13 protein-coding genes are annotated in these 13,513 nt (G+C 59.5%); 5 read left to right on the top strand and 8 right to left on the bottom strand.

All coding sequences use genetic code 11. The features are described from left to right. Positions 1-20: 20 nt before the first annotated feature. Positions 21-335: a hypothetical protein gene (locus ACXX83_RS24425; protein ID WP_217836733.1), complete on the bottom strand. Its 315-nt coding sequence runs from the start codon at positions 333-335 to the stop codon at positions 21-23. A 340-nt stretch (positions 336-675) separates the two neighbouring features. Here ACXX83_RS24425 and hexR point away from each other — a divergent pair, with 340 nt between their 5' ends. Together hexR and ACXX83_RS24415 are read left to right on the top strand one after the other, a co-directional pair. Next, positions 676-1,542, top strand: coding sequence for a transcriptional regulator HexR (gene hexR / locus ACXX83_RS24420; RefSeq protein ID WP_007954250.1), 867 nt, complete (start codon positions 676-678; stop codon positions 1,540-1,542). A 201-nt stretch (positions 1,543-1,743) separates the two neighbouring features. Then, positions 1,744-1,953, top strand: a complete 210-nt coding sequence (locus ACXX83_RS24415; RefSeq protein ID WP_007971698.1) for a PA3496 family putative envelope integrity protein — start codon at positions 1,744-1,746, stop codon at positions 1,951-1,953. Here the strand turns inward: ACXX83_RS24415 and ACXX83_RS24410 are convergent. Then, positions 1,895-2,857 (bottom strand): LysR family transcriptional regulator, encoded by a 963-nt coding sequence (locus ACXX83_RS24410; protein ID WP_007971700.1) that lies wholly within the window; start codon positions 2,855-2,857, stop codon positions 1,895-1,897. The two genes, ACXX83_RS24415 and ACXX83_RS24410, sit on opposite strands and share 59 nt — an antisense overlap. Before the next feature lie 192 nt (positions 2,858-3,049). Here ACXX83_RS24410 and ACXX83_RS24405 point away from each other — a divergent pair, with 192 nt between their 5' ends. Next, a complete protein-coding gene (locus tag ACXX83_RS24405; protein ID WP_007971702.1) occupies positions 3,050-4,465 on the top strand; it encodes an acetyl-CoA carboxylase biotin carboxylase subunit in 1,416 nt (471 codons plus the stop codon). 11 nt (positions 4,466-4,476) lie between these two features. Then, positions 4,477-6,285 (top strand): sodium-extruding oxaloacetate decarboxylase subunit alpha, encoded by a 1,809-nt coding sequence (gene oadA / locus ACXX83_RS24400; protein ID WP_217836732.1) that lies wholly within the window; start codon positions 4,477-4,479, stop codon positions 6,283-6,285. 226 nt (positions 6,286-6,511) lie between these two features. Here oadA and ACXX83_RS24395 read toward each other — a convergent pair whose 3' ends face one another. From ACXX83_RS24395 to ACXX83_RS24385, 3 genes are read right to left on the bottom strand one after another with little or no spacing between them, the layout of a single operon-like run. Continuing rightward, positions 6,512-7,183: a GNAT family N-acetyltransferase gene (locus ACXX83_RS24395; RefSeq protein ID WP_458549795.1), complete on the bottom strand. Its 672-nt coding sequence runs from the start codon at positions 7,181-7,183 to the stop codon at positions 6,512-6,514. A gap of 17 nt (positions 7,184-7,200) precedes the next feature. Beyond that, positions 7,201-7,647, bottom strand: a complete 447-nt coding sequence (locus ACXX83_RS24390; RefSeq protein ID WP_458549794.1) for a GNAT family N-acetyltransferase — start codon at positions 7,645-7,647, stop codon at positions 7,201-7,203. A gap of 10 nt (positions 7,648-7,657) precedes the next feature. Continuing rightward, positions 7,658-8,281, bottom strand: coding sequence for an FMN-binding negative transcriptional regulator (locus tag ACXX83_RS24385; protein WP_458549793.1), 624 nt, complete (start codon positions 8,279-8,281; stop codon positions 7,658-7,660). A 92-nt stretch (positions 8,282-8,373) separates the two neighbouring features. On the opposite strand from ACXX83_RS24385, the gene pdxR reads away from it, so the two are divergent. Beyond that, positions 8,374-9,927, top strand: coding sequence for a MocR-like pyridoxine biosynthesis transcription factor PdxR (gene pdxR, locus ACXX83_RS24380; RefSeq protein WP_458549792.1), 1,554 nt, complete (start codon positions 8,374-8,376; stop codon positions 9,925-9,927). Between the two features lie 63 nt (positions 9,928-9,990). Here the strand turns inward: pdxR and ACXX83_RS24375 are convergent, their stop codons facing one another. From ACXX83_RS24375 to ACXX83_RS24365, 3 genes are all read right to left on the bottom strand, one after another. Continuing rightward, complete coding sequence (locus ACXX83_RS24375) at positions 9,991-11,091, bottom strand: polyamine ABC transporter substrate-binding protein (RefSeq protein WP_218481015.1); 1,101 nt, start codon at positions 11,089-11,091, stop codon at positions 9,991-9,993. 11 nt (positions 11,092-11,102) lie between these two features. Beyond that, positions 11,103-12,134 (bottom strand): histone deacetylase family protein, encoded by a 1,032-nt coding sequence (locus ACXX83_RS24370; RefSeq protein WP_007971719.1) that lies wholly within the window; start codon positions 12,132-12,134, stop codon positions 11,103-11,105. Between the two features lie 262 nt (positions 12,135-12,396). Beyond that, complete coding sequence (locus tag ACXX83_RS24365; protein WP_407800752.1) at positions 12,397-13,395, bottom strand: AraC family transcriptional regulator; 999 nt, start codon at positions 13,393-13,395, stop codon at positions 12,397-12,399. Positions 13,396-13,513: the final 118 nt, after the last annotated feature.

Raw genomic sequence — 13,513 nt, 5'->3', positions numbered from 1 at the left:
ACTCCTGGTACTAATTGTTCTTAGTGTGTGATCAACACTTTATCAATGGTGGTCACTAACACGTCGTCATGGTAAATACTTACTCCGGTAACATTGGAGTCGCCCAGTTTCTTATATTCAACAAATTTGTCTGTCAGAACCTGTGCCGAAGGATCAAGAGAAGGAAGAAGATGCAATTCCAATCGAAGATTATTGGATTTATCCTGGATCGGACTTTCTGTTAGTAATGCGTCTACGCCGCTGTTTTCAACGGTTACGGTGCCGTAAGTGCGAAAAGAAGCGGCGCCCGTCATACGATCGATTTGAGCAATCCAACCACTGGTTTCAAACTTCATAATATATTCCTTTAAGTTAAAGTTAATTGCGTCCTGCGTGGGCAATATACGTCGAAATACTTGTTTGTGGTTTGGGGGGAGTAGAGTGTATTTGTAAGGCTGTATGTGTGGTCTTTGTATTGATGATTAATTAAATCATCAGGTCTTATTTATAAGTTTTGTTTCTTGTTGGTGTGGGGGTGGTGGCGTCGCATTGGGTTTTTTACCGCTACATCACGTCCGCACACCCAAAAATCGAGGGATCCGGTTACGCATTGAGCAGGCAAAAAGCCGATTCATGTAGTATAACTACAAGCGTGCTACATCCCCGGCGCCTGCCAATAACAAAGAGTCCAGCCCTTTGAATCTGCTGCAACACATCGCCCAGTCTCGTCACCTGTTACGCAAGTCGGAGCTCAAGGTCGCCGACCACGTGCTGCTTGATCCGGCGGCCGTGATGCACAGCTCCATGGCCGACCTGGCCCACAGCGTGGGCATCAGTGAGCCGACCATCGTGCGTTTTTGCCGTGCCATCGGCTGTTCCGGCTTTCAGGATCTGAAGCTGAAGCTGGCCCAGAGCCTGGCGGCCGGTGCGAGTTTTGGCCAGTTTGCGATCCACGAAGACGATTCGGTCGCCGACTACAGCCTGAAAATCTTCGACACCACCCTGCATACCCTGATGGAGGTTCGCGAGAAACTCGATCCGCTGGAATTGCAGAGGGCTGTGACGCTGATGTCCCAGGCCCAGCGCGTCGAGTTCTATGGTTTTGGCGCCTCGGGTGCGGTCGCGGCGGATGCGCAGCACAAATTCTTCCGTTTGCTGCTTACCGCAGCGGCGTACTCCGACCCGCACATGCAGGCGATGTCGGCCGTGACATTGAAGCCGACTGACGTGGCCATCTGCATTTCCCAGTCGGGTCGTTCCAAGGACCTGCTGATCACCGCCAACCTGGTGCGTGAAAGCGGCGCTTCGTTGATCACGTTGTGCCCAAGCCAGACGCCATTGGCCGAGTTGTCGACGGTCAACCTGGCAATCGATGTGCACGAGGACACTGAAATCTATACGCCGCTGACCTCGCGTATCGCCCACCTGGTGGTGATCGATGTGCTGGCGATGGGCGTGGCCATGGCCCGCGGCCCGAGCCTGGTCAATCACCTCAAGAGCGTTAAACGCAGTTTGCGCAGTTTGCGGTTGTCACCCAAGTCGGTGAAAGCGCTGGACGACTGACGTCGTCGTAAGGTCGTTCCGACCTTAATCGCGAGCAGGCTCGCTCCCACCTTTGACCGCGATCTCCTGTGGGAGCGAGCTTGCTCGCGATGGCGTCCTCGAATACTCCGCAATTTTCATCAGTCTGTAACACCCGAGCCGCCAAACCGTCATCCCTCGCGCCTATCTTGAAACTCCCGTACTCGCCTTGGGAGACTCGAAATGGCCATGCCCTACGAAGAACGCAACAGCGCTGTCAAAACCCGTCGTCAGCAGGAAGACCAGCGCCGCATGGAATTCCGTCGCGCTATCGAAGATCGCTGCGAACGCCGTCAGCTTCTGGCCGAAATTGGCGATTTTCCGGAGTTGGAACTCAACTTCTGGCAGGCATCTCCCTCGACTTCCCGTCGAAACGCTCAACCAGCGCGCTGATCTGGATCCGTTCACTGCGGATAAACGCCAGGAAGGCGTGAGCTACCGGTGACAGGCGTTTCGCCTTGGCCTGCACCAGGCACCAACTGCGGAACAGTGGCAGCTCTTCGATGGGTAGCTCGATCAACCCGCCGGTTGCCAGCTCAAGGTTCAGGGCGTGGCGCGTCAACAGCGCAACGCCCAGGCCTGCCAGTACACATTCTCGCTGAGCTTCGGCAGACGAAACTTCCTGAGTCTGGTTGAAGTGCACACGCTTCTCTTTGAAGTATTCTTCGCACGCCAGCCGCGTCCCGGAGCCTGGCTCACGCAGCAACAGTGTGTAGGGTTCGAGATCCTGCAAGCGCAGCGGCCCCATGTGACACAGCGGGTGATCCGGTGGCGCCACGGCGACGATCGGGTTGTTCAGGAACGGCAGGAACTCCAGGCCCATGTCCTGAGGCACCATGGACATGATCACCAGGTCGTCGCGGTTGTCCGACAGACGCCGAATCACCTGGCCGCGATTGACTACCGTCAGTTGCAGGTTCACCTCCGGGTGCTGGCGTTTGAATGCGGCAAACAGATGCGGCACGAAATATTTGGCGCTGGATTCAACCGCCAGTTTCAATTGCCCCTGCAACGAGCCCTGCATGTCCGACAGCTGCATGTCGAGGTTTTCCAGGCGTCCGAAAATATCCCGGCTGGCTCGCTGTAACGCTTCAGCTGCTTCGGTCATGTAGAGCTTTTTGCCGACGTAATCGAACAAAGGCTGGCCAATCAGCTCTTCGAGCTGACGAATCTGCAGGCTGACAGCAGGTTGTGTGAGCGACATTTCGTCGGCCGCGCGGCTGTAAGAGCGCAAATCACAGACCTCATTGAAGATCTGCAATTGCCGCAAAGTCATACGCATCAATGACTTACGCATTATCCGGTCACTCTCGTCGCTGGCTGGTGAATCAACTATAAGTCTTTACTTATGCACGACCCAATTTTTATTCATTTTTGTTAATCCCTTGTGGGCGCTAGTGTGGACCTGCGACCAATTTGAAACATTTGGTCACTCGTCGACCTGGTGTCTAGCAGGTTGTAGGTACCACCGGCTCAAGGGAAACTCCAAGTGATAACAAAGATCCTGATCGCCAACCGTGGTGAGATTGCCGTACGAATCGTACGTGCCTGTGCCGAAATGGGCATTCGCTCGGTCGCGATCTATTCCGACGCCGACCGCCATGCCTTGCATGTGAAGCGTGCGGACGAGGCCCACAGCATCGGTGCCGAACCGCTGGCCGGTTACCTGAACCCGCGCAAGCTGGTGAACCTGGCTGTGGAAACCGGTTGCGATGCACTGCACCCCGGTTACGGTTTCCTGTCGGAAAACGCCGAACTGGCGGAAATCTGCGCTGAGCGCGGGATCAAATTCATTGGTCCATCGGCTGAAGTCATTCGCCGCATGGGCGACAAGACCGAAGCGCGCCGCAGCATGATCAAGGCCGGCGTGCCGGTCACTCCGGGCACCGAAGGCAACGTGTCGGGCATCGAAGAAGCCCTCACCGAAGGCGATCGCATTGGCTACCCGGTGATGCTCAAGGCCACATCCGGTGGTGGTGGTCGGGGTATTCGTCGCTGCAACAGCCGTGAAGAACTCGAACAGGCTTTCCCTCGGGTCATTTCCGAAGCCACCAAGGCATTCGGTTCGGCGGAAGTGTTCCTGGAAAAATGCATCGTCAATCCCAAGCATATTGAAGCGCAGATCCTTGGCGACAGCTTCGGCAACGTGGTGCACCTGTTCGAGCGTGACTGCTCGATCCAGCGCCGCAACCAGAAGCTGATCGAGATCGCCCCGAGTCCGCAACTGACCCCGGAACAGCGCGCCTACATCGGCGACCTGTCGGTGCGTGCAGCCAAGGCCGTGGGCTACGAGAACGCCGGCACCGTGGAGTTCCTGCTCGCCGAGGGCGAGGTGTACTTCATGGAGATGAACACCCGGGTGCAGGTGGAACACACCATCACCGAAGAAATCACTGGCATCGACATTGTCCGCGAGCAGATTCGCATTGCCTCCGGCTTGCCGCTTTCGGTGAAACAGGAAGACATCCAGCACCGTGGTTTCGCCCTGCAATTCCGGATCAACGCCGAAGACCCGAAGAACAACTTCCTGCCGAGCTTCGGCAAGATCACCCGTTACTACGCACCCGGCGGTCCCGGTGTGCGGACGGACACGGCGATCTACACCGGCTACACCATTCCACCGTTCTACGACTCCATGTGCCTGAAACTGGTGGTGTGGGCGCTGACCTGGGAAGAGGCGATGGACCGTGGTCTGCGCGCCCTCGATGACATGCGTCTGCAAGGGGTCAAGACCACTGCCGCGTACTACCAGGAAATTCTGCGTAACCCGGAATTCCGTAGCGGCCAGTTCAATACCAGCTTCGTTGAAAGCCACCCTGAACTGACCAACTACTCGATCAAGCGCAAACCCGAAGAGCTGGCCCTGGCCATCGCCGCCGCCATCGCCGCCCACGCAGGCCTGTGAGGAATAGAACAATGAGCAAACAAATCCACGTTACCGACACGATCCTGCGCGACGCCCACCAATCGCTGCTCGCCACCCGCATGCGCACTGAAGACATGCTGCCCATCTGCGACAAGCTCGACAAAGTCGGCTACTGGTCGCTGGAGTGCTGGGGCGGCGCAACGTTCGACGCCTGTGTACGTTTCCTGAAGGAAGACCCGTGGGAGCGTCTGCGCCAACTGCGCGCCGCGCTGCCTAACACCCGCCTGCAAATGCTGTTGCGCGGCCAGAACCTGCTGGGCTACCGCCACTACAGCGACGACGTGGTCAAAGCCTTCGTCGCCAAGGCCGCGGTCAACGGCATCGACGTGTTCCGTATCTTCGACGCCATGAACGACGTGCGTAACCTGCGCGTGGCCATCGAAGCGGTGAAAGCCGCCGGCAAACACGCCCAGGGCACCATCGCCTACACCACCAGCCCGGTGCACACCATCGAAGCCTTCGTGAACCAGGCCAAGCAAATGGAAGCCATGGGTTGCGACTCGGTGGCGATCAAGGACATGGCCGGTTTGCTGACCCCGTACGCTACTGGCGAACTGGTCAAGGCTCTGAAAGCCGAGCAATCGCTACCCGTGTTCATCCACTCGCACGACACCGCTGGCCTGGCCGCGATGTGCCAGATGAAGGCAATCGAAAACGGCGCTGACCATATCGACACCGCGATCTCCAGCTTCGCCTGGGGCACCAGCCACCCGGGCACCGAGTCGATGGTCGCGGCCCTCAAGGGCAGCGAGTTCGACACCGGCCTGAACCTGGAATTGCTGCAAGAGATCGGCCTGTACTTCTACGCCGTGCGCAAGAAGTACCACCAGTTCGAAAGCGAATTCACCGCCGTCGACACCCGTGTGCAAGTCAACCAGGTACCGGGCGGGATGATTTCCAACCTGGCCAACCAGTTGAAAGAGCAGGGCGCGCTGAATCGCATGAGCGAAGTGCTGGCCGAAATCCCGCGAGTTCGCGAAGACCTCGGCTTCCCGCCGCTGGTGACCCCGACCTCGCAGATCGTCGGCACCCAGGCGTTCTTCAACGTGCTGGCCGGCGAGCGCTACAAGACCATCACCAACGAAGTGAAGCTGTACCTGCAAGGCGGCTACGGCAAGGCGCCGGGCATCGTCAACGAACAACTGCGTCGCCAGGCCATCGGCAGCGAAGAAGTGATCGACGTGCGCCCAGCCGATCTGCTCAAGCCGGAAATGGCCAAGCTGCGTGCCGATATCGGTGCTCTGGCCAAGTCTGAAGAAGACGTGCTGACCTTCGCGATGTTCCCGGACATCGGTCGCAAGTTCCTCGAAGAGCGTGCGGCCGGAACCCTGACACCTGAAGTGCTGTTGCCGATTCCGGAAGCCGGCAAGGTGGCTTCGGCGGGCGGTGAAGGCGTACCGACCGAGTTCGTCATCGACGTTCACGGCGAAACCTACCGCGTCGACATCACCGGTGTCGGCGTCAAGGCTGAAGGCAAGCGTCACTTCTACCTGTCCATCGACGGCATGCCGGAAGAAGTGGTGTTCGAGCCGCTCAACGAATTCGTCGGCGGCGGCAGCAGCAAGCGCAAGCAAGCCACCGCACCAGGCCATGTCAGCACCACCATGCCGGGCAACATCGTCGATGTGCTGGTCAAGGAAGGCGACACCGTCAAGGCGGGCCAAGCCGTGCTGATCACCGAAGCGATGAAGATGGAAACCGAAGTCCAGGCGGCCATCGCCGGTAAAGTCACCGCCATTCACGTGGCCAAGGGCGACCGGGTGAACCCGGGCGAGATCCTGATCGAGATCGAAGGCTGAGATAACAGCCTCGATACAACGCTTTAAACCTCGGGGGGGCATGTGCTCCCCTTTTTTTATCCATGGCAAAGCAAGAGTTTGTGGGCGTCAGCGCGCCTTGGATGCGTTGGGTTGGAGGCTTTTGAAGATCAAAGGATCGCAGCCTTCGGCAGCTCCTACACACCAACCCTGTAGGAGCTGCCGAAGGCTCGGTCCGCGCTCGGGCGATCTTTTGCTTTTGATGCTTTTAGCCGCGGCACTCAACGAGGCTTTTCAACTGCCCCGACCCCGTCTGGTTCTCATCACTCAACCAACGCTCGAACCCAGCCCCAATCGCCGGCCATTCCGAATCCAGGATGGAGTACCACGCCGTATCGCGGTTCTGCCCCTTGACCACCATGTGCTGGCGAAACACACCCTCAAAACTGAAACCCAAACGCTCGGCCGCATATTTGGAGCGGGCGTTGGCGTTGTTGCATTTCCATTCCAGGCGACGGTAGCCGAGGGCGAAGGATTCCTTGGCCAGCAGGTAAACCGCCTCGGTGCTTTTCGGCGAGCGCTGCATCGGCGCGCCGAAGGTGACGTGGCCGATTTCGATGCGGCCCTGGGCCGGGACGATGGACATCAGGCTGAGGATGCCCTGGACCTCGCCGCTGGCGCGATCGATCACGCTGAAGAAGTACGGGTCGCTATTGGCTGCGTGGTTGTTCAGCCAGTCATTGAAGGCACTGCGCTCCGGGAAGGGACCGTATGGCAGATAGTCCCAAAGCTTTGGGTCGGCGCCGGGGCCTTGCAGCGCTTTGAACAGGTCGTCGCCGTGGCGCGCCGGGTCGAGTTTTTCCAGGCGGATGAAGCGTCCTTCGATCAGTTGCGTCGTGGGGGCCGGGACGCCTTTCCAGTTGGCGAGTGAAGTCGACATGTTGTTCTCCTTGAACCTTAGATGGCTTTGCGAAACTGGATGAAACCGGGGCGTTCTGCAAGGCGCTCGTAGAGCTGGATCGCGGTAGCGTTGGTTTCGTGGGTCAGCCAGTGCACCTTGTTGCAGCCGTCGGCCTTGGCCGTGGCGTAGACGAACTCGATCAGTTGCCGGCCGACGCCGGTGCCTCGGGTTTCCGGAACCACCAGTAAGTCTTGCAGGTAGCAGGCGTTTTCGATGGCCCAGTTCGAACGATGGTAGATGAAATGCACCATGCCCACGGCTTTGTTGTCAGCCCAGGCGAGGGCGGCGTGGGTCGGTTCGTTCGGGTCGAGCATGCGCTGCCAGGTGCTGTGAGTGACAGCCTCCGGCAATTCGGTTTTATAGAAGCGCAGGTAGGCTTGCCACAGCGGCAACCAGACCGCGTGATCACCGGTGGTGACTTGGCGAATGTCGATTTGACTCATGGTGATTTCCTTAGCGCATCAATTGGGCGAGGGTCTGGTCGTTGACGTCGGGGCTGGCGGCCAGGCCTTCGCGTACGCCGGCGATGTCGGCGGGGCTGCGGTTCTGGCTGAGCTTGCGCTTGCCTTCCATGCGGTCGATGGGAATGGCGAAACCGACGATGGCCTTGAGCATGCCGTCGATGTAATCGGCGGGGGCATCGGCCACTGACCATGGTTGGGCGCGGCCAGCTTCATGACGGTCGGTGAGGGTGCTGACGATGTCGAGCAGCCGCCCGCCATCGCTAAAGGTTTCGGCTCGGCCATAGGCGTGTACGGCGACGTAGTTCCAGGTTGGCACGACTTTGCCGTGTTCGGCCTTGCTCGGGTAGAAGCCGGGGCTGACGTAGGCGTCGGCACCGGCAAAAATCAGCAGGGCTTCGGCACCGTCGCGCAGGTCTTTCCACTGTGGATTGGCTTTGGCCAGATGCCCGTACAACGTGCCGTTCAAGCCTTGTTCGCAATGCAGCAGCACCGGCACATGACTGGCTTGCAGGCCGCTTTCGCCGTGGGTCACCAATATGGCGAGACGGGTGGCGAGGATCAGTTCATGCAGTTGGGACAACTCGTCGATGGCAAAAGCGCGCGGCGTATACATGGAGATATTTTCCTTGGCGAATGCCTTCATCCTAGGCAGGCTATTGGTCTGTTGTAAGAGCCATTAATGACCAATTTCATGGGTCCATTTTCATGACGGATGTGCCGCTTTCCCTGTCTTTCAACCCGGCGGGTATCGAACTCGACCGTCGCCAGGGGTTGAGTCGCCAGCTTTATCAGGCCTTGCGCCTGCGCGTCCTCGACGGACGATTGGCCAGTGGAACGCGTCTGCCGGCCAGTCGTGACCTGGCCGCAGCGCTGGCGATTTCCCGCAACAGTGTGGTGCGTGCCTACGATCAGTTGTACGCCGAAGGCTTCATTGAGGGGCGAGTCGGGGACGGCACTTATGTCGCGCAACTGCCTCAGACGGTGTTGCCGGCAAAAAAACTATCCACAAAAGTATCCACAGGCTTTTCAACAGGGTTATCAACAACCTTATCCACAAATCGGCTCGATTTACCTGTGGATCCATCCAGCAAAGTTATCCACAACGATCCGTTGGCCCGGGTAAAAAACAACCATTTACCCAGTCCGCCGAGCGGACCGCCGCGGGCATTTCGGGTCGGTGTTCCGGCGTTCGATCTGTTTCCATTCGAGGTCTGGGCCAAGCTGAATGCGGCTTTCTGGCGCAAGCCGGATTTGCAGCAGCTGTGCTACGGCGACCCGGCTGGCGATGCGCGCTTGCGCGGGATGATTGCTGCGTACTTGCGCAGTTCCCGTGGCATGCAGTGCACGGCTGAACAAATTGTGATCACCAGTGGTGCGCAGCAGGGGATCAGCCTTTGTGCACAGCTGCTGGTGGAGCCCGGTGACGGGGTGGCGCTTGAAAATCCCGGGTATCGGGCGGCCGGTCATGCGTTCGCCGTGGCAGGTGCGAAGTTGCATGGGGTGGCGGTGGATGGCGAGGGCATCGACTGCGCTGAACTGGCACAGCTGCGTGATTGCCGTTTGACCTACGTCACCCCGTCCCATCAGTACCCCACCGGGGTGGTGATGAGCCTGGCTCGCCGTCTGGAGCTGCTGGCCTGGGCCGAGCGCACCCAGGGCTGGATCGTCGAGGATGACTACGACGGCGAGTACCGCTACAGCGGTGCGCCACTGGCGCCTCTGGCGGCACTGGATCGGCAAGGCCGGGTGCTCTATGTCGGCACGTTCGGCAAAGTGGCGTTTCCGGCGTTGCGCCTGGGTTACCTGGTGTTACCGACAGGGCTGGTGCAGGCTTTTGCTCAACGCCGTGCCGTGGACGTACGCCATTCCGAGGTCAGTACCCAGGCGGTGATGGCCGAGTTCATGGCGGCCGGGCATTTCCAGCGGCATATCCGCCGCATGCGCCGTGCGGCGTTGAGTCGCCGTAACACATTGCTCAATGGCTGGCCGGCGGAGATTCCCGGGGTCGGGCCATTACCCACCGTCGCCGCCGGGTTGCACGTGACCGTCCCCGTCGATGGCGTGGCGCGTGAACGTGAACTGATCGAGTTGGCGCAAAGCGTCAATGTCGAGATCAACGGCTTGAGCAGCTATTGGTTGCCCGATTCCACGACACCGATGGATCAGCGAGCGGGGCTGGTGCTGGGCTTCGCCGCCGTGCCCGAAAAATCGATCGAGTCAGCGCTGGAGCGATTGCGGGCGGTGTGGCGTGCTGGCTGAAACGCGGGTAGAAAAAGACCTGCGTAAACGCAGGTCTTGATGATGACGGGAATGACGCGGTTGTCAGGTACCGGACTTGATCTTGGTCCAGGCCCGGGTCCGCGCACGTTCGGCATCGCGCGGCAACGGTTGCAGGGTGTAGAGCGTGCTCATTGCCGTGTCGGTCGGGTACAGGTTCGGGTTGTTGCGGATCGCCGGGTCGACCATTTCCGTGGCGTCCTTGTTCGGGTTCGGGTAGCCGACGAAGTCACTGACCGGCGCAATCACCTGGGGTTGCAGCAGGTAGTTGATGAAGGTGTAGGCGTCTTCCGGATTCTTCGCGCCCTTGGGTATTGCGAGCATGTCGAACCAGATCGGCGCGCCTTCCTTCGGCAAGCGCATGTCGACGATCACACCGTTCTTGGCTTCCTTGGCGCGGTTGGCGGCTTGCGAGAAGCTGCCGGAATAACCGACCGCGACGCAGATGTCACCGTTGGCGATATCGGCCATGTATTTCGATGAGTGGAAGTAGGTGATGTACGGGCGGATCTTCATCAGCAGCGCTTCAGCCTTGTCGTAGTCCGCAGGCTTTTTGCTGTTGGGATCGAGGCCGAGGTGTTGCAGGGCCAGCGGCAAGATCTCCGAGGGCGAGTCGAGCAGGGCGACGCCGCACTGCTTGAGCTTGCTGATGTTCTCTTCCTTGAAGATCAGGTCCCAGCTGTCCACTGGTGCGTTGTCGCCGAGCACGGCCTTGACCTTGTCCGGGTTGAAGCCGATCAGGATGGTCCCGTACATGTAAGGCACGGCGAATTTGTTGCCCGGGTCGTTGGCTTCGATCAGCTTCATCAGCTTGGGATCGAGGTGGTTCCAGTTCGGCAACTTGCTGCGGTCCAGTGGCTGGAACACGCCGGCTTCGATCTGCTTGGCGAGGAACACGTTGGACGGCACCACCACGTCGTAGCCGGAGTTGCCGGTCAGCAACTTGGCTTCCAGTGCTTCGTTGGTGTCGAAAATGTCGTAGACCAGCTTGGTTTGGCTGTTCTGGGCCTTGAAGTCTTCCAGAGCCTTGGGGGTGATGTAGTCGAACCAGTTGTAGACGCGCAACGTTCGTTCTTCAGCATGGGCAACGCCACTGAGCACCAGGGCGCCCAGGGCTGGAACGATCAAACGCTTGAGTCTTGTCATTGTTCTAATCCTCATTGGGCGCTTTCGAAACCTTCGAGAACGTTCACGGCGTTGATGCCGATTTCTTCTACCGCGTAGCCGCCTTCCATCACGAACAGCGTCGGTTTGCCGAGAGCCGCAATGCGCTTGCCCATGGCCAGGTAATCCGGGCTGTCGAGTTTGAATTGCGAGATCGGATCGTCCTTGAATGTGTCGACGCCCAGGGAGACCACGACGATGTCGGCGCCGTAGCTTTCGATCTCTTTGCAGGCCTGTTCCAGCGCCGCGCTCCAGGTGTCCCAGCCTGAACCTGCGGCCAGAGGATAGTTGAAGTTGAAGCCCTCGCCGGGGCCCTCGCCCAATTCGTCTTCATAGCCGAGGAAGAACGGAAACTCGGCTTCCGGGTGGCCATGGATCGAGGTGAACAGCACGTCGCTGCGTTCGTAGAAGATCGACTGCGTGCCGTTGCCATGGTGGTAATCGACGTCGAGGATCGCGACCTTTTTGTGGCCCTGATCGAGGAACGCCTGAGCGGCGATGGCCGCGTTGTTGAGGTAGCAATAACCCCCCATCAAATCGCTGGCGGCGTGGTGTCCTGGTGGACGGCACAGGGCGAAGGCCGAACGGGCGCCGCGCTGGATTTCCGCCTGGGCGGTGAGGGCGACTTGCGCTGCGCTATACGCCGCCTGCCAGGTACCGGCGGTGATCGGGGCACCGCCATCGAAGCTGTAGTAACCGAGTTCGCCATGCAGGCTGGCGGGTTTGATCCGGCGCAGGGTACGGGCTGGCCAGGTGTAAGGCAGCAAGTCACCGTCGGTGTTGAACTCGGTCCAGCGTGCCCAGGCGCCTTTGAAAAAGTCGAGGTAGTCGCGGCTGTGAATGCGTTCGATCGGTCCAAGGCCGAAATCCTTCGGCGCTTCGACAGGGCCGAGATTTTGATTTTGCACCCTTGCCAGCACGTGGTCTGCACGCGAAGGCATTTCGAAGCAGGGCTTGAGTTGCCCGTCTATCAATTCACAACGGCCGTGGTGCAGGTGGTGATCATTCGAGTAGATCGTCAGCATTTTGTTGTTCTCCGCAGGCTGATTCGGTTGAACACAGTCTTGCGGCACGGACGATTTCGGAGAACGGCAGGAAAGGCCAAAAGGGGATCGATATGGCCAAAACATTTGACCGAAATTCGCCCCTTGTGCACGGCTGAGTTCCGGGTGAGTGCATGAAATGCTAAACCTGTGGGAGCGGGCTTGCCCGCGAAAGCGGTGTTCCAGCCAATGGAGCTGTATCGGTTGTACCGGCCTCTTCGCGGGCAAGCCCGCTCCCACAGGGTTATCCGTGTGGCCGAAACTGACTGGGCGCCACACCGCTCCAGCGCACGAACGCATGGCGAAAACTCGCGGTCTCGCTGAAGCCCAGCGCCTCGGCAATCTGGTAGATCGGCAATTGATCCTCACACAGCATTTGCTTGGCCTGTTCGAAGCGCAATTCGTCTAGCAACTCCTGATAACTGCAGCCCATGTCCTTGAGATGCCGACGCAAGGTCCGCGCCGAGCAATTCATCTGCTCGGCCAGGCCCTCCAGCCCCGGCGCCGCATTCAATTGCGCGCTGAGCAATTGGCGGATCCGTCCGAGCCATGCCTGACGTCCGGTGAACTCGATGTTCTGTTTGCGGCAGCGCTCGGCCATGGCTTGATGAGTGATGACATCGGCCAGCGGCAACGGCTGGTCGAGCCAGCGTTTGTCGAAGGCGAAGGCATTGTTGCGCGCGCCGAAATCCAGCGGGCAGTTGAAGTGTTCGGCGTAGCTCGGCTCGTAGTCGGGCGCGGCATGTTCGAAGCGTGCGCCGAGCAAGGGCAGGGGATGACCAAGCAGGTCGTCGCAGGTGACTTTCAGCGATACGAGGCAGAACTCGGCGTTGAACACCGCCATGGCCGGGCTCTCGCGGTAATCGGCGGCGGCGAACCAGATGCGCTCGCCGTCGTCCTCCAGGCTCAGCTCGAAAAGTGTTCCCAGCAGCGCCGGATAGCGTATCGCCAGCCGCAATGCGTCACCGAAGGTGGCACTGGTGAGCAGGGCGTAACCGAGCATGCCGTAGCAGGAAACGTGCATCCGCCGACCCAGTTCCAGGCCGATGTCGCGCTTGAGGGCAACGGCGTTGGCACAGACCTGCATTTCTTGATTGGTGGTGATGCGCGTGTCGGCCCGGTTCAGATCCGCCGCACTGATGCCGCTGCCGGCCAGCAGCGCTTCGCTGGACAAGCCTTGTGCCTTGAAGGCATCAAGTACCAGGGAGACGGCATTGAGGGTGGTGAGGTGGGAGTGGAGCATGAGGACTTCCAGCCTTGGGATGCTGGAATGCGGAGCAAGTTGTGTGCCGACGACCCCTGTGGGAGCGGGCTTGCTCGCGAAAGCGGTCGGCCTGTCACATCAATGCTGGATGTGCCGT

Source organism: Pseudomonas sp. GNP012 (genome assembly GCF_054343835.1).
This window is presented reverse-complemented; position numbering and strand designations above follow the sequence as displayed.

Coding starts and splice junctions, on each gene's coding strand:
- ACXX83_RS24425 (WP_217836733.1), bottom strand. CDS start 335: ATGAAGTTTGAAACCAGTGGTTGGATTGCTCAAATCGATCGTATGACG.
- ACXX83_RS24415 (WP_007971698.1), top strand. CDS start 1,744: ATGGCCATGCCCTACGAAGAACGCAACAGCGCTGTCAAAACCCGTCGT.
- ACXX83_RS24410 (WP_007971700.1), bottom strand. CDS start 2,857: ATGCGTAAGTCATTGATGCGTATGACTTTGCGGCAATTGCAGATCTTC.
- oadA (WP_217836732.1), top strand. CDS start 4,477: ATGAGCAAACAAATCCACGTTACCGACACGATCCTGCGCGACGCCCAC.
- ACXX83_RS24395 (WP_458549795.1), bottom strand. CDS start 7,183: ATGTCGACTTCACTCGCCAACTGGAAAGGCGTCCCGGCCCCCACGACG.
- ACXX83_RS24390 (WP_458549794.1), bottom strand. CDS start 7,647: ATGAGTCAAATCGACATTCGCCAAGTCACCACCGGTGATCACGCGGTC.
- ACXX83_RS24385 (WP_458549793.1), bottom strand. CDS start 8,281: ATGTATACGCCGCGCGCTTTTGCCATCGACGAGTTGTCCCAACTGCAT.
- pdxR (WP_458549792.1), top strand. CDS start 8,374: ATGACGGATGTGCCGCTTTCCCTGTCTTTCAACCCGGCGGGTATCGAA.
- ACXX83_RS24375 (WP_218481015.1), bottom strand. CDS start 11,091: ATGACAAGACTCAAGCGTTTGATCGTTCCAGCCCTGGGCGCCCTGGTG.
- ACXX83_RS24370 (WP_007971719.1), bottom strand. CDS start 12,134: ATGCTGACGATCTACTCGAATGATCACCACCTGCACCACGGCCGTTGT.
- ACXX83_RS24365 (WP_407800752.1), bottom strand. CDS start 13,395: ATGCTCCACTCCCACCTCACCACCCTCAATGCCGTCTCCCTGGTACTT.